The 18041-nt window shown below is 48.6% G+C and carries 20 protein-coding genes and 1 riboswitch; of the genes, 11 read left to right on the top strand and 9 right to left on the bottom strand.

The window, feature by feature from the left end; genetic code table 11:
* The first annotated feature begins 34 nt into the window (after positions 1–34).
* Together KDD30_RS19470 and KDD30_RS19475 are read left to right on the top strand one after the other, a co-directional pair.
* Positions 35–499, top strand: a complete 465-nt coding sequence (locus KDD30_RS19470) for a hypothetical protein (protein WP_211651631.1) — start codon at positions 35–37, stop codon at positions 497–499.
* A gap of 32 nt (positions 500–531) precedes the next feature.
* Complete coding sequence (locus KDD30_RS19475; protein WP_211651632.1) at positions 532–1080, top strand: YaeQ family protein; 549 nt, start codon at positions 532–534, stop codon at positions 1078–1080.
* A 117-nt stretch (positions 1081–1197) separates the two neighbouring features.
* Here the strand turns inward: KDD30_RS19475 and KDD30_RS19480 are convergent, their stop codons facing one another.
* A complete protein-coding gene (locus tag KDD30_RS19480; RefSeq protein ID WP_211651633.1) occupies positions 1198–1809 on the bottom strand; it encodes a glutathione S-transferase in 612 nt (203 codons plus the stop codon).
* Positions 1810–1911: 102 nt separating this feature from the next.
* Between KDD30_RS19480 and KDD30_RS19485 the strand changes: the two genes are divergently transcribed.
* Entirely contained in the window at positions 1912–2514 is a 603-nt protein-coding gene (locus KDD30_RS19485; protein ID WP_211651634.1) for a TetR/AcrR family transcriptional regulator, read from the top strand.
* Positions 2515–2634: 120 nt separating this feature from the next.
* Here KDD30_RS19485 and tenA read toward each other — a convergent pair whose 3' ends face one another.
* The 5 genes from tenA to thiD are packed head-to-tail and all read right to left on the bottom strand — an operon-like array spanning position 2635 to position 6809.
* Positions 2635–3306 (bottom strand): thiaminase II, encoded by a 672-nt coding sequence (gene tenA / locus KDD30_RS19490; RefSeq protein ID WP_211651635.1) that lies wholly within the window; start codon positions 3304–3306, stop codon positions 2635–2637.
* Positions 3307–3352: 46 nt separating this feature from the next.
* On the bottom strand, positions 3353–4294 hold the full coding sequence (locus KDD30_RS19495) for an ABC transporter substrate-binding protein (RefSeq protein ID WP_211651636.1): 942 nt from the start codon (positions 4292–4294) through the stop codon (positions 3353–3355).
* A 22-nt stretch (positions 4295–4316) separates the two neighbouring features.
* On the bottom strand, positions 4317–5147 hold the full coding sequence (locus KDD30_RS19500; RefSeq protein ID WP_371826121.1) for an ABC transporter permease: 831 nt from the start codon (positions 5145–5147) through the stop codon (positions 4317–4319).
* Positions 5140–5910, bottom strand: coding sequence for an ABC transporter ATP-binding protein (locus KDD30_RS19505; protein ID WP_211651638.1), 771 nt, complete (start codon positions 5908–5910; stop codon positions 5140–5142). The genes KDD30_RS19500 and KDD30_RS19505 overlap by 8 nt, the downstream gene beginning before the upstream one ends.
* Before the next feature lie 17 nt (positions 5911–5927).
* A complete protein-coding gene (gene thiD, locus KDD30_RS19510; RefSeq protein WP_211651639.1) occupies positions 5928–6809 on the bottom strand; it encodes a bifunctional hydroxymethylpyrimidine kinase/phosphomethylpyrimidine kinase in 882 nt (293 codons plus the stop codon).
* Between the two features lie 98 nt (positions 6810–6907).
* Positions 6908–7005, bottom strand: a riboswitch (TPP riboswitch).
* Between the two features lie 182 nt (positions 7006–7187).
* Here thiD and KDD30_RS19515 point away from each other — a divergent pair.
* Positions 7188–7544 carry a VOC family protein gene (locus KDD30_RS19515; protein ID WP_211651640.1) on the top strand — a complete coding sequence of 119 codons (357 nt, stop codon included), beginning with the start codon at positions 7188–7190 and terminating at the stop codon, positions 7542–7544.
* Between the two features lie 62 nt (positions 7545–7606).
* Here KDD30_RS19515 and KDD30_RS19520 read toward each other — a convergent pair whose 3' ends face one another.
* Positions 7607–10195 (bottom strand): family 20 glycosylhydrolase, encoded by a 2589-nt coding sequence (locus tag KDD30_RS19520; protein WP_211651641.1) that lies wholly within the window; start codon positions 10193–10195, stop codon positions 7607–7609.
* A 579-nt stretch (positions 10196–10774) separates the two neighbouring features.
* Here KDD30_RS19520 and KDD30_RS19525 point away from each other — a divergent pair.
* On the top strand, positions 10775–11275 hold the full coding sequence (locus tag KDD30_RS19525; protein WP_211651642.1) for a hypothetical protein: 501 nt from the start codon (positions 10775–10777) through the stop codon (positions 11273–11275).
* Between the two features lie 288 nt (positions 11276–11563).
* Here KDD30_RS19525 and KDD30_RS19530 read toward each other — a convergent pair whose 3' ends face one another.
* Both KDD30_RS19530 and KDD30_RS19535 read right to left on the bottom strand, forming a co-directional pair.
* Positions 11564–12214 (bottom strand): hypothetical protein, encoded by a 651-nt coding sequence (locus KDD30_RS19530; RefSeq protein WP_211651643.1) that lies wholly within the window; start codon positions 12212–12214, stop codon positions 11564–11566.
* A 249-nt stretch (positions 12215–12463) separates the two neighbouring features.
* Positions 12464–12799: a hypothetical protein gene (locus KDD30_RS19535; RefSeq protein WP_249199428.1), complete on the bottom strand. Its 336-nt coding sequence runs from the start codon at positions 12797–12799 to the stop codon at positions 12464–12466.
* Positions 12800–13166: 367 nt separating this feature from the next.
* On the opposite strand from KDD30_RS19535, the gene KDD30_RS19540 reads away from it, so the two are divergent.
* The 6 genes from KDD30_RS19540 to KDD30_RS19565 are packed head-to-tail and all read left to right on the top strand — an operon-like array spanning position 13167 to position 18002.
* A complete protein-coding gene (locus tag KDD30_RS19540) occupies positions 13167–13931 on the top strand; it encodes a DUF3450 domain-containing protein (protein WP_211651645.1) in 765 nt (254 codons plus the stop codon).
* 1 nt (position 13932) lies between these two features.
* Positions 13933–15267 (top strand): MotA/TolQ/ExbB proton channel family protein, encoded by a 1335-nt coding sequence (locus tag KDD30_RS19545; protein ID WP_211651646.1) that lies wholly within the window; start codon positions 13933–13935, stop codon positions 15265–15267.
* Positions 15267–15812, top strand: coding sequence for a MotA/TolQ/ExbB proton channel family protein (locus KDD30_RS19550; RefSeq protein WP_211651647.1), 546 nt, complete (start codon positions 15267–15269; stop codon positions 15810–15812). Before KDD30_RS19545 ends, KDD30_RS19550 begins: the two co-directional genes overlap by 1 nt.
* Positions 15812–16216 carry a biopolymer transporter ExbD gene (locus tag KDD30_RS19555; protein ID WP_211651894.1) on the top strand — a complete coding sequence of 135 codons (405 nt, stop codon included), beginning with the start codon at positions 15812–15814 and terminating at the stop codon, positions 16214–16216. The genes KDD30_RS19550 and KDD30_RS19555 overlap by 1 nt, the downstream gene beginning before the upstream one ends.
* Positions 16216–16839 (top strand): energy transducer TonB, encoded by a 624-nt coding sequence (locus KDD30_RS19560; protein ID WP_211651648.1) that lies wholly within the window; start codon positions 16216–16218, stop codon positions 16837–16839. The genes KDD30_RS19555 and KDD30_RS19560 overlap by 1 nt, the downstream gene beginning before the upstream one ends.
* Positions 16836–18002, top strand: coding sequence for a lipopolysaccharide assembly protein LapB (locus KDD30_RS19565; protein ID WP_211651649.1), 1167 nt, complete (start codon positions 16836–16838; stop codon positions 18000–18002). The genes KDD30_RS19560 and KDD30_RS19565 overlap by 4 nt, the downstream gene beginning before the upstream one ends.
* Positions 18003–18041: the final 39 nt, after the last annotated feature.

Genomic DNA, 18041 nt, shown 5'->3' on the forward strand with positions numbered 1-18041 from the left:
TAAATTCTGACTTGCGTAGAAGTGGGGGTATATCGTGAAAGCTTCCTGGATTTCACGACCAGCAGCCGGGATCTGTCTGCTTGTCGTCTCATCTGCTTTGCCAGTGAATGCCGCTGGCATCAGCAACCATCCAAAACCTGGACAGCCATTGAGTGACAATGCTGTTCGCCTGATGAATCTGTACACCACTTATATGCTGAAAGATGCGGTCTTACAGGGATGCTCCCGAAGCGGGGATGAAACCCGCCGACAGGTGAATCATCAGTACATTGAGTATTCCCGTCTTGCATTGGAGTACATTCAGGCCGGACGTTTCGTGGTCAAAGAACAGCTGCCAAAGGTTGAATTGATGGCCTGGCAGGAAAAATTAGCCAGCTCACAACATTATTATGCAAATGGCTTTAGTGAATTTTCGGATGAGCGTGTAACATTGGAGTGTCAGCATCTTGCGAACGCTCTGGAAGCAATGAACCAGCGTTTTGCAGCACTGAGGCGCTGATTTTATTGACTCAATTATCTGGAATCCCAAATATGGCTCTGAAAGCCACGATTTATAAAGCACAATTAAATGTCGCTGACATGGACAGAGACTGTTATCTGGACGGTTCTTTCACGTTAGCATGCCATCCTTCTGAAACCCTGCAACGCCTGATGCTACGCGTTCTGGCGTGGGGACTGAATGCAGATCCTGAATTAACTTTTACCAAAGGCCTTTGTGAAACCGATGAGCCAGACCTTTGGAAAAAAAATCTGAATGACGAGATTGAAATCTGGGTAGAGCTCGGCCTTCCTGATGAGAAAAGGATCCGAAAAGCCGCACAGAAATCGACACAAGTTGTCATTTATGCATATGGTGACCATGCAGCGCCTGTGTGGTGGCAAGCGATGAAGTCCAAAGCCACCCAGTATAAGAATGTCACCGTTGTTTTTATCGATGATGAAGTCATGGACAGCATGGCTGACATGGTAGCGCGAACCATGCAGCTGCAGTTGACCATCGAAGGTGAGCATGCCTGGTTATCATCTACTTCGGCGAACTGTACGATTTTGCCACAGTGGTGGCAGCGTTCTGCATCATAACTTGAAAAGTAAAAACAGAAGAGTGGTCTCACGCCACTCTTTTTTTGCCGGATGATTTTCGTTTGCGGGTTGAACGTACTGTGTCGTAAATCACCCCAGATGATGTAACGCCTGTGTTTACTGGTTCACAGAGGGGCGCTGGCTGACTTTCGTAAACCATGCATGCAACGATGGCAGTGATGGATTGACCGTGATGTCTAGATTCTTCATGAAATTACACATCACGAATGCAGTAATGTCGGCGACAGAAAATTGATCGCCCGCGATATACGCCGACTGAGATAGACGTTGGTCTAATTCTGGCAGAAAAGCCAGCAGTCGTTCTTTGGAAACTTGTCCCCAGCTTTCCACGCAGGTTTCTCTGTCCTGATAGATGCCTGTTAAATTTCTGAATGATTGCATTGCAACAAATAAGCCTTTGAATTCAACGATTCGCTGCCACATCTCAATGTGAGCTTTTTCGAGGGCGGTCCGGCCAAACAGTGAATGCTCAGAAGGATACATTTCATCAAAATAACGGCAAATCGCAAGAGATTCACAGATTGTTGTGCCATCCTCTAATTCCAGAACCGGGATCAGACCATTTGCGCTTTTTTCCTGAAACGATGCAGACAGATTTTCACCGCCACGAATGTCAACGGAAACGCGTTCGATATCAAGGTTCATTTCAGCGAGAAAAATGCTGACACGACGTGCACTCGGGGATGGAGCAAGTTCATAGATTTTCATGGTTTCCTCTTTATCAGAATGATCGTTTAGAATAGAATCTATAGCCATAAATGGCTTTGCGTCAAGTCTGTATACTGAAAAATAAAGCCTGAGAGAGAAAGTATGGCTAGGACTAAAAATTTTGATAGAGAAGAAAAGCTAATCCAGGCGATGGAGCTGTTCTGGCAGAAAGGCTACGCCGATACTTCCGTTGCTGATTTAGTCGATCATCTGGGGATTAATCGGTTCAGTCTTTACAACACTTATACAGATAAATCGACTCTGTTTAGTGAGGCACTGGATTATTACCTGCAGCAGATCGCATTCCCGCCATTGCAGAAGATTCTGCATGATGAAGCCGGTTATGCGGATATCCTGGCTTACTTAACTCGATTTGTGAACCTGCAGCGTGATCAGACATGTGGGTGTTTTATCCAAAATGCCTTGCTTGAACGTGCGCATTGCGATGCCAGTGTTCTGGATTCCGGCGCATTGCTGTTTGAAGCGCTTGCGGAGCGATTTCAGCGGGTGGTGCAGAATGCTCAGGTTGCCGGTGACTGGGATCCGTCTGCTGATCCGGTCCAGATGAGCCATTTTCTTGTGATGCAAATGCAGGGCATTCGGGTGCTTGGCAAAGCTCGTCAATACGACATGATGGATCATGGCGTGAAGATATTGTTTGGCATGATTGAGCAGATTCATCAGGCAGGTCGTGCGGCAAAATAGCGAAGTAAATGGCTGTCACATTGGATGGTCAGTGATCCGGGTTTCAGTATCAGGCCAGCATTGCGCTGGCCTTTATGGTTGATGGAGCATCACTGAAAGAGAAATGATCAACAATGATGATTAGCGAGTCATTGCCGCATTCAATCCCTGTTGCCAGAAGGCCACTTCCATTCGCGTCGCGGTGCGGAAAATATGAATGAGTTGCTGACCCCGTGAACTTGCGATCGGAATATCTGCCAGCAATTGATTCAGAAATAGAATGCTTTGCTGCACACTCTGCTGAAATTCTTCTCCGCCGTACATGGCGATCCAACTGTAGTAGGGGTTCCCTGTCTCAAGGGTATCCGGTGCGTGAATCAAGCGCTCTCCAATCATGGCATAGCCAATGGCGCACGGGGCGAGTGCCGTGAAGAGATCCGCTAAATCGCCTGCCATACCCGTATCCAGAACATAACGTGTGTAGGCGACAGTACCAACATCTTCAGCTTCGGCTTCCATGTCTGATTCAGTCAGTCCCCATTGCTGGCAATAGCTGATGTGATGATGCATCTCACTGCCGATCAGGGCTTCCAGACTCGGTAACGGTCGGCGCATTTCTTCGAGCGTTTTCGCTTTGAAAATGGCCAGTGCATAGGCTCTGGCATAGTGTTTAAGAAAGAGAAAATCCTGTTTGAGATAGTGTAAATAAGCCTGTTGGCTTAAATCACCCTTGGCGAGCTGAGTGACAAACGTATGGTGAGTGTACGCGTACCAGTCTTTGTCGCAAGCTTGGATTAAATCCAGATGGTTCATCGAAGGCTCCAAAAATCAGTGAGGTAGAAATCCGCAAAAAGGTGCATTAAAAGGCCGGTACAAAGTCTTTTGCTTTCGGTGCATGGCTGATGATTTTGTGCTGGTACATGAAGGTCGCAAATTGATCGTAACGCGCTTGATCTACCGCTGCCGGGCGCAGCGCAAAGCGGGGGAGTGTATCGCGCCATGCCAGCTGATTCAGCTCATTGTTCAGGGTGTCTGGTGAGTAAGCAATGAAAGTCTTCCAGGCTTGATCCGGGTGATTAATGATGAATTGGGTGGCTTTTTCTAATGCCAGATTGAATTTCTGAATATCCTCAGCGTTGTAGGTGTTTTTATTGGCCACGACAACCAGTTCATCATATGGCGGTACACCATGCTCTTCCGGGAAAAAGGCTTTGGACTGATAACCTTCCAGTGCCAGCTGATTTGATTCAAAGTTTCGTAACCCGCCCCAGATTGCATCGACTTTGCCTGATGCCAGTGAAGAAGACAGCGCCCAACCGACATTGACGATTTTTACATCCGTAAAGCTCACACCGGCTGTCTTGAGCATGGTGCCAATGGTTGCCTCTTCGTTTCCGGCGATAGCGATGCCAATGGTTTTGCCTTTCAGATCAGCCAGCGAGTGAATGCCTTTATTTTCCAGCACCATCAGCGTATTCAGCGGAGTTGCAATTAAGGTGGAGGCGCGAATAAGCGGCAAGCCAGCGGCAACATCAATGGTCAGACTGGTTTGATAGGAAATTGCCAGATCGGTTTTTCCGGCAGCAACCAGTTTTGCGGGCATGGATGGATCGGCAGGTTCCTGAATCTTGATGTCCAGGCCTTGTTCTTTAAATAAACCGTTTTCTTTCGCAATAATGATTGGGCCATGGTTTGGGTTGACAAACCAGTCCAGCATCAGCGTCAGTTCTTTAGCCTGAAGCTGAATGCTGGTTGCAGATACGGCAATCGCGAGCGCAGTACGCGCCGGAAAATAAGTCATGTGAACTTCCTTTGTGAATCAATTAAGAGTCAGACTGGCTGTTTTCAGACAGCCAGGGGATGGCGTGTTTTAAGAGTGCATCTGTGATGAAGTACAGTGCGACGGATAACCCGGCTAAGACCAGCAAGGCGGCAAACATTTCGTCAATCATCATCCGGGCATTTGCTTGCAGCATCAGGTAACCCAACCCTTCACTGGCACCCACCCATTCGCCAACCACGGCGCCGATGGGTGCAACAACAACCGCGACGCGAATCCCAGATGCCAGTGCGGGCAGGGCTGCAGGTAATCGGATATGCCAGAGGATTTGCCAGCGGGTGGCATTCATGGTTTTGGCTAAGTCCAGATACCCCTGCGGGGTATGGCGTAATCCGTCAAAACAGCAAGTGGTGACCGGGAAAAAGATGATGATGGCAGCCATAACCACTTTGGATGCAATGCCGTAGCCCAGCCAGAGCATCAGAATGGGTGCCAGCGCAAAAACAGGAATGGCCTGGCTGGCAATTAATACGGGCAGCAACCAGCGCCGTACCGGCGTAAACAGCAACATCAGCAGGGCACAAAACAGGCCGAAAGTGAGCCCGGTGAGCAACCCCAGAAAAATCTCCGTGGCCGTCACCCAAGCATGCCGGAACAGGACATCGTGCTGTTGAATCAGTTTATTGAAGACTGCCAGAGGCTCGGGCAGGATAAATCCAGGCAGTTGAAACACCATCACAACCGCCTGCCAAGCTAATCCGAGCATCAGCAGCGTGATGACAACCCGGAACGCCGGATGCTGCAACAGCCCGCCAGTGGTTTTGACAAATGGACGGGGTTGCTCGATGGGAGCTTGCGTGATCAATTTAGTCATCTTCATTTCCCATCATGGCCAGCGTCGTCATCAATTGGTGTTGTGCATCTGCCATGGCTGCGTTGATGGGTCTGGGGATTTCTCCCTCAGGTGCCCCGAAGGCGGTAAGACGGGCTGGTTTCCCTTGCATCAAAAACAGATGATGACCCAGCCGGAGTGCTTCTTGCGGGTCATGCGTAATCAGGAGCACGGTCCGGTCCTGCAGCAGTTCTGCGGCCAGATCCTGAAGTTTGTAGCGCGTGACGGCATCCAGCGCAGAAAAAGGCTCATCCATGATGACAATGGGTTTTTCCTGCATCAGTGTGCGGACTAAAGCGACGCGTTGGCGCATTCCACCGGAGAGCTCGGATGGACTGGCTTGAGCATAATCTGCCAATCCAACCTGCGCCAGCAAGTGCATGGCACGTGTCTGAGTTTGGGAATTCACTTTTCGTTGCCGGAGTCGATAGCTGAAACAGACGTTATCCATCACATTCAGCCAGGGCAGCAGTAGATCTTGCTGTGCCATGTAAGCGATCTGCGGGCTGACCGGGTGACCGTCAAACGTTGTGACCTGTCCGCGGTACTGAACATCTTCTGGCAACAGATTGGCCAGAAGCCTCAGTAAAGTCGTTTTTCCGCAACCACTCTGACCAAGAATGCAATGCCACTGGCCGGGAAACAGTGTCAAAGACAAATGTTCGAATAAGGGGGTTGAAGCACTCGGGAAATGAAGATAGATATCCGACAAATGCACGCCAGGTCCCTGTATTACACGGTTCATTTGGCTTGCCTGCGTGCTCATGCAAGATCCCCGGACTGCGTCTGAAATGCATGAAAATGATGGACCGGGCCATGACCCTGACCAATCTTTAACTGATCGGCAAATTTCAGCGCTAAAGTCAGGTAGTTTTTCGCTTCTGCGACGGCGCCAGTGCGTGTGTATCCCTGAGCAAGATAGGAGGCAATCGCTGCAGATAATGTGCAGCCAGTGCCATGGGTGTTTTTTGTCTGAATGCGTTGGGTACTGAAGGTGACAATGTCACCTTTGGTGAGTAGGTAATCCGTACTCTGGCTTTCGGTTTCCCAGTGACCGCCCTTGAGTAGCACGGCTTCAGTATCGAGTGATTGTAATTGTGCGATGATTGTTTCTTTGTCACTCGAGTCAACAGAGGGAACTGGCGCCGCATGATTGTCTGACCGGGTGAGCGCAATCGCCTCCGGTAAATTGGGGGTGATGAGGGTTGCTAAAGGCAGAAGTTCAGCTTTCAGCGTTGTGATGGCTTTGGTTTCCAGCAGCAGGTCACCGCTGGTGGCCACCATCACTGGATCAAGGACGATATGCTCAGGCCGATATTGGCGTAGTTTTCGGGCCACAGCCTCAATGACGCCAGCGTCACTAAGCATCCCAATTTTGACTGCTTTGACATTCAGATCACTGAAAACGGCATCTAATTGCGCTTCAACAAAATCAGGAGAGACAGGAAAGATGTCGGTAACGCCCAGAGTATTTTGGGCGGTCAGGGCTGTGATGACAGAGCATGCATATCCACCCGTCGCGGAAATCGCTTTGATATCGGCCTGAATACCAGCGCCGCCACCACTGTCGGATCCGGCGATCGTCAGAACGATAGGCGTTGTGTTGCGGTTTGAAGCGTGTTGGGTTTGTGCTGGCTTGTTCATCTGCTTCCCTTTGCATCAATACCAGTTTGATGGGCAGGGAAGACGTACAGTCGCCAGTGGGCCGAATCGAAAGGGCCATGTTATTGGCAGTTTCGGTGGCAGGCTATCTGCTAGTTCCCTCCGCCAGTGCTAACTGGATCAGGTTCAACGGGTCCCACGATGTGGTCTCAGCCTTCCGGCTCCCCGACTAACGTTACTTTGATTCTTTGATAACGGTTGTGACGCTGAAGAATAATCTCTCAAGCTTGTTATCGCGCGGTCATTCTAACCTTGTTTTTTCTGTGAAAGCAAAAGAATTACGCGAAATTTGTCTGAGTGATTTATTCCTGGCGATTTCAGCCTATGATATCGGTAACCTCATTGAACCGGAGCAAGCTTGTGAATATTCATCATAAAATTAACTATGTAGAGTTTCCTGCCCGCGATATTCAGAAAACAAAAGATTTTTTTCAGTCGGTTTTTGGTTGGTCGTTTACAGACTACGGTGACGAATATACCGCTTTTTCTGATCAGGGGCTGGATGGCGGATTTTATGCTGCGCCTATGAAATCGGACGCCTCGCAAGGGGCGGCACTCATTGTGTTGTTCAGTGATGATCTGGAGGCGACTGAGCAGCAAGTCATTGCAGCTGGAGGTCAGATTATCCGGCCCATTTTTGATTTTCCCGGCGGACGGCGCTTCCATTTCACCGAGCCCAGCGGGAATGAATTTGCAGTGTGGGCAGAACCCCGATAAATGATACTTCATGAAAAGAAAAGAGCTCCTGCACGGAGCTCTTTGATTCATGGATTGCCAGATTAATTTACAGTTGCAACACGGCTGGTCCGCTGGCCGGAAACCGTTCTGATCTGAACACCGGCCGAAGCTGCGGGTGGGTTCAGGGCATCAAAGGTTTGCCAGCTTGCGCCTTGATCGGCCGAGAACTCAATGGTCAGTCCAGGGAATGTGGTATTTGCTTTGAGCACGCCATTTTCAATCACACCACCGGGCACTGGCAGGTTGAAAGCAATACCGGCCTGTTCCAGTTTCGGCAGAACTTTCTGGCCCAGCAGGTTGGCGAAGTGATTGTAGTCGCTGTTCCGTGCGGCTTCATCGGCCGGAATACCAGCATTGTCGTTGGCTTCCCAACTCGCTGTATGCCAGGCACGCTCAGCCAGACCCAGTACACGCGGGAAGGTCATGCCTTCAAACTGATCTTCCGTACGCACCGTTTCTGCCCACAGAGAGCCCTGAAGACCGAGTACATTTTCAGGCTTCAGCAGTTTTTTCACACCAGCGGAAGCCACAACGTCTTCTTTTGTAATCGGTGCACCGGCGCGGGTGAAATCTGCATTGGCAAAGACATCATCCGGCATATAGCCAAAGGTTTTCCGGGTATCGGTGAACCGCGGTGCCCAGTAGTAGCCGCGCTCGTTTGGATCGGGCTCGTACGGGTGGTCGAAGTACAGGTGAGTTGCATGGTTATAGACGACTTTATAATCGTTGTTGGCCAGATTATAAGCGCGATCCGCAACACCCCATTCCCAGATGTTTTGCCATGCGTTCCCCCACAGCGTGGTGTTGGCCATTTCAGAACGAGGATAGACCTGACCATCATGCATCAGACCGTCTTCCCAGCCCGCCATATCCAAGCCATAGTTCGCGGTGATAACGGAAATTCGCTCCACGAAATAACGGCTCAGATCCGAGACACTGTTCACACCATCGGTGTTATTGGCAATAAATGCCTGACAAACCGGAGAGTTCACCCAGGCACCGGCAATTTCGTCACCACCGAAATGGAAGGTTTTGAGAGGCTGAATCCCCTGATGCAGGTCGACCAGGCCTTTTACCACGGCATCCACAAAGTTGTAGGTTGAATCCATGCAGACGTTGATCGCATTGTCGGTAAACATCTGAACAGACAGATATTGCGTGGTGTCATCAAAATCAGTCAGCAGATATTGGTTCGCTTTTTCAAGATTCCCCTGTGCCGCATAGTGATCGTAACGCGCTTCCATGGCTTTGATTGCAGCATGCGCATGTCCCGGAATATCAATTTCTGGCACCACTTCAATATTCAGTGCAGCCGCGTGTGTCAGGATCTCACGATACTCTTGCGCGGTGTAATAGCCATTGGACTCAGGTGTGCCGTCCGGGCCTGCGCCGAGGAAAGGCAGCAAGCAGGTTTTTTCTTCAGGATCGTGACAGCGTTTTGAACCGACTTCGGTTAACTCAGGCAAACCGTCAATCTCAACACGCCAGCCTTCATCATCAGCAAGGCGCAGATGCAGTTTGTTCAGTTTAAAGGCTGCCATTTGATCAAGTAGTTGAAGGATGGAATCTTTGGTCCGGAAGTTCCGCACGGAGTCGACGGACAAACCCCGGTATGCAAAACGTGGTGCATCTGAGATTTGAACAGCTGGAACCTGATTTCCATCAATCAGCTGCAGTAAAGATTGTGAAGCATATAACGCACCTGCGCCGTCTGCTGCGCCAATTGAAATGATGTCTTTTGCCGGATCTACATGGAGGTTATAAGCCTCGTCCCATTTCTGAACGCCATTGACCTGTACCTGGCTCCAGCCAATCTGGATACGTTTTTGAGTTGCAGGCGACCAGGGCACCGCGGTCAGACCCAATTGGTCTGCCAGGAACATGGCCTGATCTTCATAGCCATTGTCGTAAACAATGACCCAGTTGGAATCCAGTGCGACCTGACCTGAACCCATGGCGATTTGAGCGGGGGTCGGAATCACGCCTGTCGCTTGACTCAGGACGCTGAGATCTGCATTTCGCTGATATCGGTCTTGTGCTGTAAAAGGATCGTAATAGTCGGTAATCGCGGCACTGCCGTATCGTTTCCATTGTTGAGGTGTTGAGAAATCAGAAACGAAAGCGAGCTCTTCTGATGGTTTGGTCGGGACCCATCCATTGACACGATTACTCGTGCTGGCAATCAGCGAAGTGAACGTTTCTCCGTTTTCTTGTGAGACCAGATACCAGTTCGGCATGATGTCCGTTTTTGCCACTTGCCAGTCAGACGCATCGAATTCAATGGTCAGGGACTGGCCAGGTGCCAGTGGAACGAAGCTTGCTGTAGGCTCCAGCTTAAACATATCGCCATTGACGTGAGAAATCTTCACCTGATCGGTCAGAACATTTTTCACCATCCGTATGTGGCTGAAATATATAGCCCAGCCAGAGGCGGGCAGTGTTTGAGCGCTTTGATTCGTGAAATCGAGCTTGGCTCGGAAAGAGACCCAGTCCTCCTGAGTGTTATCAATAACAGTGTATTGAACATCCAGCCCCTGACCCAGTTGATCAAGTGTTGTGGCTGGGATGGCGAACGCAGGAGCAGCAAGTGCAGCCGATAAGGCAAATGCCAGTACTGACGTTTTCATCATCTTTGGTTCCTTTTTTCGATGAGTAAAAAATCAGTTTTCAGCCTAACGAGCAGAGTTGATTAATAAAAATATCAATAGATGAAGTTGCAAGGCTGTTTTTCGGAATTGTCGGGGGTCCCAAGAAAAGAATACAACCTAAGGATTTTTTCATTCTGTATTCGTGATAGGGATTGTAAATTTTATACTCACTGTCAATACATTTACCTGACAGATGGCATAAGTACGATAATTCTATATGCGAATCATTGTGTTATCCCTCCTCAAAAAATCATGCCGATTATTTTGGGAGAGGTTGATTCAACCAAGCGTTGTACAAGTGTCAATCAGTGAAAATGATGTTTGAAGATATCGTTTCGTGTCAATTGTACAAAATAGAGCTCTTCGTATGCGGGGCAGTGGGTCATGCAGCAAAGATAAATGCGACAGGTTCTGGTCGAAAAGTAATCATATTCATGCCGTTAATGATAAATGTGTTAAAAATGGCAGCCAGCTATCAGTTTCGGGATTGGAAGTGGATTTCCGCTTATCTGTAGAAGATACTCGCTCTGCAACACCCAAATAACGATAAAGGATAGACATATGACAAGAGCAGCAATCGTTCTGTGTTCATTACTGGCTCTGGCCGGTTGTGATGAAGAGACAGTCGAAAATTTACTTGAGGGAAAAGTTGAAGTGTTCACCATCCATAGCGCTGATATTCAAGGCGTGACGGGTGTGCAAGATGGTTACTATACATGGGTAGAGCTACAAAATTTAGATCAAACTTATAACATTGGTCTGCCTGCAAATGTACCTGTGGCCACACGTGCAGATCTGGTGAATGTTGCCGGTTCTGTTGAAGATACAGGTTGTGCCAAGATTCCGAGCACAGCCGGTATGTGTTTTGATGAAGCCGATAACAGCAGTTGCCTTCCAAACGAATTGAACGAAGTTGGCCTGAAAACGTATAAGATTGATCTGGACAATCTGAAAGCGGCGATTGATGCAGGTTTTTATCCAACAGCAGCACAATACTTGATTGAATATAAATTCAATTCGAACCTGACGATTCAAGACGCAGAATGCTCAAGCATTGAATAAAATTTCAATCGATGTCTTTGAAGTCGAAGAGCCGGGCTGTCAGCCCGGCTTTTTTGATGACAGAACAGCGGGTTAATCGATTGACTTCTCGGTGTGACGACTTTGAGACCATGCTTTGGTTATCCACAAAAGTTGTGCATAACTCTGTGGGAAATGCTGCTAAGCCAGAAGCCGTGACGCCTTTGCCAAAGTCAAGCACTCGGCTAGCAGATTTTTATTGTATTTTTTTGCTTTGTGAAACTGAGCAAAATACCACTTAAGTGACTGTATTTTATTCAAAAAAATATTTTACAGCGTGTTAATCGATTGAGTGGCCTGATTTTCGACTTTCAGAAGTGGTGACGGGCTCTTTTCTAAGGCAGCTTTTTTGAAAAAAAGCGCAGATAGTTCCGGGTGTTGTTGGTAGAGAAAAGCCCGGTCTCTTTGTTCAGCATCACTATGCGTCAGATAACCCCGGCCATTCGGGTATTCGGTATTCCAGAGCTGACTCTTCGAAACCATACTGCTGGCAATGAATTGGCCAAGGTAGGTGACTTCACCGGCTGAAATACTGAAGTGGACGTTGAGTGGTTTTTCAGTTTGAGAAAAGACGGTTTTTCTGCCATCGGTGCCTTTAAAGGTAATGCTGTGTAGCTGGTAATTTCCGGCGGGTAGGGGAACAGTAAACAGAGAACTGGTGAAATGAGACGTTTTGAAATTACTGTCGTTATTGTTATTGGAAATCGCGAGATCGGTGTCGCTGCCCTGGCGACGAAAATACAATGTTGACTGAAGATTTTCTCCGGTCGATGGCCAGATTGTTGATGCGCCGAGGCTGCCAACCAGATAACCCTGCTCACTTGAATTGGAGACATGGTAATTTTCAGGAACTGAGACGACGATGCCGTTACTACATCCAGTCAGAAACAAACCTAACAGACTGTAAACCAAAGGCTTCATGCCTTACCCATCCTATGGTTGTTGAACGATTGTATCAAAGGCCGGATGATCACACCGATCAACCAATCCCATATGAGTGTTGTATTACAAAGCACATTTATGCCATATAACTCACAAAATCTCACTGGATTGATGAAAAAAATACTGCATTAAAGGGAAGTTTGAGCATTAGCTCAAGTTTTTCAAGGAAATAGCATGCACGCAGAAGGATGATTTGACTGGCAAATCGTGTTGCCAGTCAAAGTTGACTCAGGACGTAATCACGTTTTTGAATTTACTTTTTTTGCTCTGGATGTAATCAACATCTGGCGGAAAGTCTTTGTTCGACTTGGCATGCCGCATCATATCGAACACTGTAAATTCAGTCAGAATCGCGAAGGTGTAAGGGATGAATTTACCCGCCGCTTGCAGGGTTGGGTCAAAATACTGGTCCCCGAGACGGATCAAAGCATGATCGATCACGGGATCTTCACAGCGGAAGCCAAGTACGTAGCGATCCCCTTTGCCATAAATGACATTCATATAACTGTTATAAAAACATTCATTCTCTTGCGTTGTGCAGGCATCCAGCTGTTCTTGCGTCATCGCTGAAACCGTTACAATACGCATGTTTTCAGGACGATACCCTAGATCTCTGAGTTGTTTTTGAATGGATTCGTTAGGAAGCTCTGTCACTTTACTTTCCGATAGACTGATTTTTCGCGCATTATAGCTTTCCTTCTCGCATTGGTCACTTTCTGCTTTGAACTGAAGCAGTTTGATTTCAGGAAAATGCTCTGCTTTTCAACGTCCCCGGAAGAGGAAACAAAATTTCCGGATTGATAGTTTAAATGAGATTTGTTTTCAACTAAGATGTGTGACCAGTGACTCAGATAACTGAGTATCAGAACAGTTACAGAAAGTGTGCCGCGATACGCTTTCTGAATCGGATGCTTAAGGTAACCGTTCCAAAATGAATATCATGAAATCCAGTCTTGCCTTTGTTGCTATCGGCCTGAGCGTAAATACAGCAGCCAGTACGCTCGATTCTGCACGAGCCATTGAAAGTCAAATCAATCAGTCCGCCGCGCAAAGCCAGGGGCGCATTGATCAAAGCGCTGAAGCTTCTTTAAGTATGAGGGCGGAAATTGAAGCCCTTCGGGAAGAGGTCAAGAACCTGACCGTTTACCGTGATCACTTAGCCCGTCTTGTGGACAGTCAGGAAGGTGAAAAATCCAGCCTGAAAGAGCAAATTGCGGGTATTCAGGAAACACGGCAGGGGGTTGTGCCTTTGATGTATCAGATGATTGATGGCCTGAAAACGCTGATTGAAACAGACAAACCCATCAAACGTGATCAGCGTCTGGCTCGTATTGCTAAGCTGGAATTTATGATGGCGCAAGCGGACATCAGTGATGCTGAAAAATACCGTCGTATTCTTGAGGCGTACCAGATCGAAATGGATTACGGTACAAAGCTGGGTCTATATCAGGGAAAAGTTGCGCTGTCACCTTCGGAAAGTATTCAGGCAGACTTGCTGTATTTAGGCCGGGTGGCCTTTGTTGCCCGAAGCCTGGATGGTCAGCGTTACTGGGCCTGGAATGACAGTACGTCACAATGGCAGGCACTTGAAGCCAATGTTGGCACAGATTTGGATAAAGCCTATGCGATGGCTTCGAAGCAAATTGCACCGGGTCTGATTTCACTGCCCGTGTCTGTCAATGTGGAGGGCCAGTAAGATGCAATTGAAAACTTTGACCTTAGCATTGTCTCTGCTGGCAATGTCTGCAAATGCATTGGCGGTGGACGGGTTAGTTCAGCAATCACGTCAGGACCAAAAATCTGAGAAAGCTCACCAGCAGGTCCGGGAGTCCGGTTTCAAACAAACGGAAGCGCAAATTCGTGCTGAACGGGATGCACTTCTGGCTGAGCGGAAAAAGCTGAACGAAGAAACGGATCGCCTGAGCGATATTTTTGGTAAAAATGAACAGTCGCTGGCTCAGTTAGAAGAAGAGCTCCGCCTGGAATCCGGAAGTCTTGGAGAGCTGTTTGGTGTGGTTCGCCAGACTGCAAAAGATCTGGATGCAGAGCTGGACACATCGGTGACAACAGCAGACCGGAATCAACATACGGACGTTGTGAAAAAGATTGTGGATGCGAAAGCTTTGCCATCTCTGAAGCAACTGAACGGCCTGTGGCAAGGCATGCTTGAACAAATTCATGCCAGTGCTGAACTGCGTAAAGTATCGGTGCCGCTCGTGAACGGAGAAGGCTATGAGTCTGAAGTTGAAGCTTACCGTTTGGGGAGCATTGGCCTGATTGGTGAGCAAGGTTATCTGGCCTGGCATGCTGACCGTCACGTGGCGACCCCCTATCTGAAACAGCCAGAGCATGCCCCTGTTTCCAGCCAGATTGCTGCGTTGTCAGAGACGGGCGTCCAAATGGCTGTCGTTGACCCGTCTCGGGGCAAGATGCTGGCGCAATTAGCGCATACGCCATCGTTAATGGATCGTCTGGCACAAGGGGGTGTTGTTGGTCAGATTATTCTGGGTCTGCTTGCGATTGGTGGTGTGATTGCATTGTATCGTGGCGGAAAATTACTGGTCATCCGTCAGCAAATTAAATCCCAGCTGAAAAACCCGCAGCAGCCGGGTAATAATCCACTCGGCCGAGTCCTGAGTGTTTACGACAAAGAACAGAACCGAACTGTTGAAGCCCTTGAATTACGTTTGCTGGAAACCATTGTGGATGAACAGCAAGGTTTGGAACGTGGCCTGTCCATGCTGAAACTCCTGGCTGCACTGGCGCCGATGCTGGGCTTGCTGGGGACGGTGACCGGGATGATCGAAACCTTCCAGGTGATTACACAGTTTGGTAATGGCGATCCGAAAGTGATGGCTGGTGGGATTTCAATGGCACTGGTCACAACGGTTCTGGGTCTGGTGTCTGCGATGCCATTATTGCTGGCGCATAATCTGCTCAGTACGCAGGCTGATGTTATTCGTAATATTCTGGAAAAACAAGGGATTAGCCTGGTTGCTGCTGAGGCTGAAAAAACAGGAAGCCCAGCGTAATGAATGTTTCATTGTTCAGTGCAGCATTTGCTGAAAACTGGTGGTTTTCCCTGCAGCATTTTATGCAGCAGGGAGGACAGGTGCTCTGGTGGCTGGCAGCGGTCGTTTTGTTCAGTTGGCTTTTGGTGACGGAGCGTTTGCTGTATCTGGCTTTTACTTACCCGAAACAAAAACAGCAGTGGCTGACTCAATGGCAGGCCCGCAGCGATCAAACGTCCTGGTATGCCCATGCCATTCGTTCCGGTTGGTTAAATGAAGCACATCTGGCACTCAGTCAGAATCTGAATGTGATCAAGGTACTGGTGGCGATTTGTCCGATGTTGGGGTTGCTGGGCACAGTGACCGGTATGATTTCTGTGTTTGATGTCATGGCCAATCAGGGCAGCAGCCAACCTAAACTCATGGCTTCGGGGATTTCTCTGGCAACGTTACCGACGATGGCCGGGATGGTTGCGGCACTTGCAGGTCTGTTTGTTCATGCCCGACTGGCAAAAGCGTGCCGGATGCGTGAGCAAAAATTAGAAAAATTATTAAGGAGTCAATGATGAGATTAAGTCGTCCATCTGCCGCTCGGGAAGAAGCACAAGTCGATCTGACGTCGATGCTGGATATTGTGTTCATCATGCTGATTTTCTTCATCGTGACGAGTTCATTCGTGCGTGAATCCGGTGTTGAAGTCAATCGGCCTCAGGCCAGCAACGTCGTCAGTCAGAAAGATGCCGGTATTTTCGTTGCCATTACGTCTGCCAACGATGTGTACATCGATAAGCGTGTCGTTGATGTCGAGCGTGTTCAGGCAACGTTAGAAACCATGCTGCTTGAACAGCCGGATGCTTCGCTGGTGATTCAGGCTGACGAACATGCTTATAGCGGCACGGTCGTGAAAGTGATGGATGCTGCAAAAGGGGCAGGGGTTCAGAATATTGCTCTGGCTGCGGAGAAACGCTGATGTTCAGGCTGTTGATTGCTGCGCCAATTGCCTTTGTGATGACGTGGGGCTTATTTAGCTTTATGGCCTGGATGGTGGATGACGGCCATCGTCAGCCACCAGAGAAAACAGAAACACTGGCATTCAACATGGTGATGGTGGAGCAGGAACGGGAGGCGCAGCGACGTCAGCGCGCTGTCCCGGAGAAGCCAGAAACACCTGAACCGCCCCCAGAAGCCATGCCGAAGCAATCGAAAGCAAGTGCGGTTACACCTTTGGCATCGCCAACCATGCCTTCTGTCGCACTGAATGCTTCCGTGACAGGGATGGCGGTGAATATCCCGACATTTTCTGACATTGGCAAAGACCAGCAGGCGATGCCGTTGTACCGGATTGAACCCAAATATCCGCCGCGGGCATTGAAACGGGGCATTCAAGGGTACGTGGTGCTGTCTTTCACCATTGACCCACAAGGACGTCCGACCGATATCCAGGTCGTTGATGCTGAGCCAAAACGAATGTTTGATCGTGAAGCGATTCGAGCCCTTCGAAGCTGGAAGTATCAGCCAAAACTGGAAGGCGGGCAAGCGTTAGCTCAGCCAGGCCAATCGGTGAAACTGGAGTTTAAACTGAACAAATCATGAAAAAGTATGCATTAATCTTCGCACTGCTTTTTACGCCTGTCGCTTTGTCTGCTCAGTTATCACAGTATTCAGCGGGAAAAGTTCAGCAAGCGCAAAAATTACAGCAGGAAAACAAACTGAATGAAGCGATTTCGGTCCTCAAAGGCATGGATATCTCTCGTGCTTATGACCGTGCCTTCATTGATCGTGTCCTTGGCGTGTATTACTGGCAGGCAGAAAAGCCTGCAGATTCGATTCGCCATTTGAGCCAGTCTGTGAGTAGTGGTCTGCTGGAAGATGAGCAGGCGCGTTCGACGCAACGTATGCTGGCCGATATTCTGTTATCTCAGGCGCAATATAAAACGGCTCTGAAGCATTATTACCAGCTCAGCCAGTCGATTCCTGCGTCAGAAAAAGCAAAAGCAGATGAGCTCTGGCTGAGAATTGCGCAGGCACATTATCAGATTGAAGAGTGGCGGCCGGTTCTTTCGGCTTTGCAACATTATGAGCGCATGCATCGGAAAGACGAAGTCCAACCGCTCACGATGAAATTAGGGGCCCAGTTACAGTTGAAGCAACTTCAGTCAGCACTGCCCACGCTGAATCGCTTAATTGTGCTGCAGCCAGAGAAAAAGGTGTGGTGGCAACAAATGGCGGGCATTCAAATGCAGCTGGATCGTCACCGGCATGCCATGGAAACACTGGCATTGGCACAGCGGCAGGGCGTTGATTTATCTCAGCAGGATCTGAAAACGCTGGGACAACTGTATGCTCAGCAGGGCATTCCTGAAAAAGCGGCACGCATTTTTGCGTCGTTAGAAAATAGCGACTCGGATGAAACCTTACTGGTGTCACTCGCCACCTACTGGCAAATGGCGAAAGAGTGGGATAAATCGATTTCGAGTTGGCAGAAAGCCGTTCAACTGAACAGCAAATATCGCTGGCAATTAGCGCAGTTGCTGATTCAGGAAGGGCAATATCAATTGGCCTTAAATGAACTGAATCAGATACAAGATTCAAAGCGCAAAGCTGATGTTGAGCTGGCCAAAGTTCGTGTATTTTACAAATTAGAGCAGTACGAACAGGCAATTGTTCATGCCAAAAAAGCCGATCAAATTGAGTCGTCCAAATCTTCTCAAAGCTGGATTAAGTACTTGAATCAGATTCGAAATATGAACTCCTGATCAAATCTGCAATATTTTTGGGAAATGACAAACGAAAGC

Source organism: Photobacterium sp. GJ3, from assembly GCF_018199995.1.
Classification (GTDB): domain Bacteria; phylum Pseudomonadota; class Gammaproteobacteria; order Enterobacterales; family Vibrionaceae; genus Photobacterium.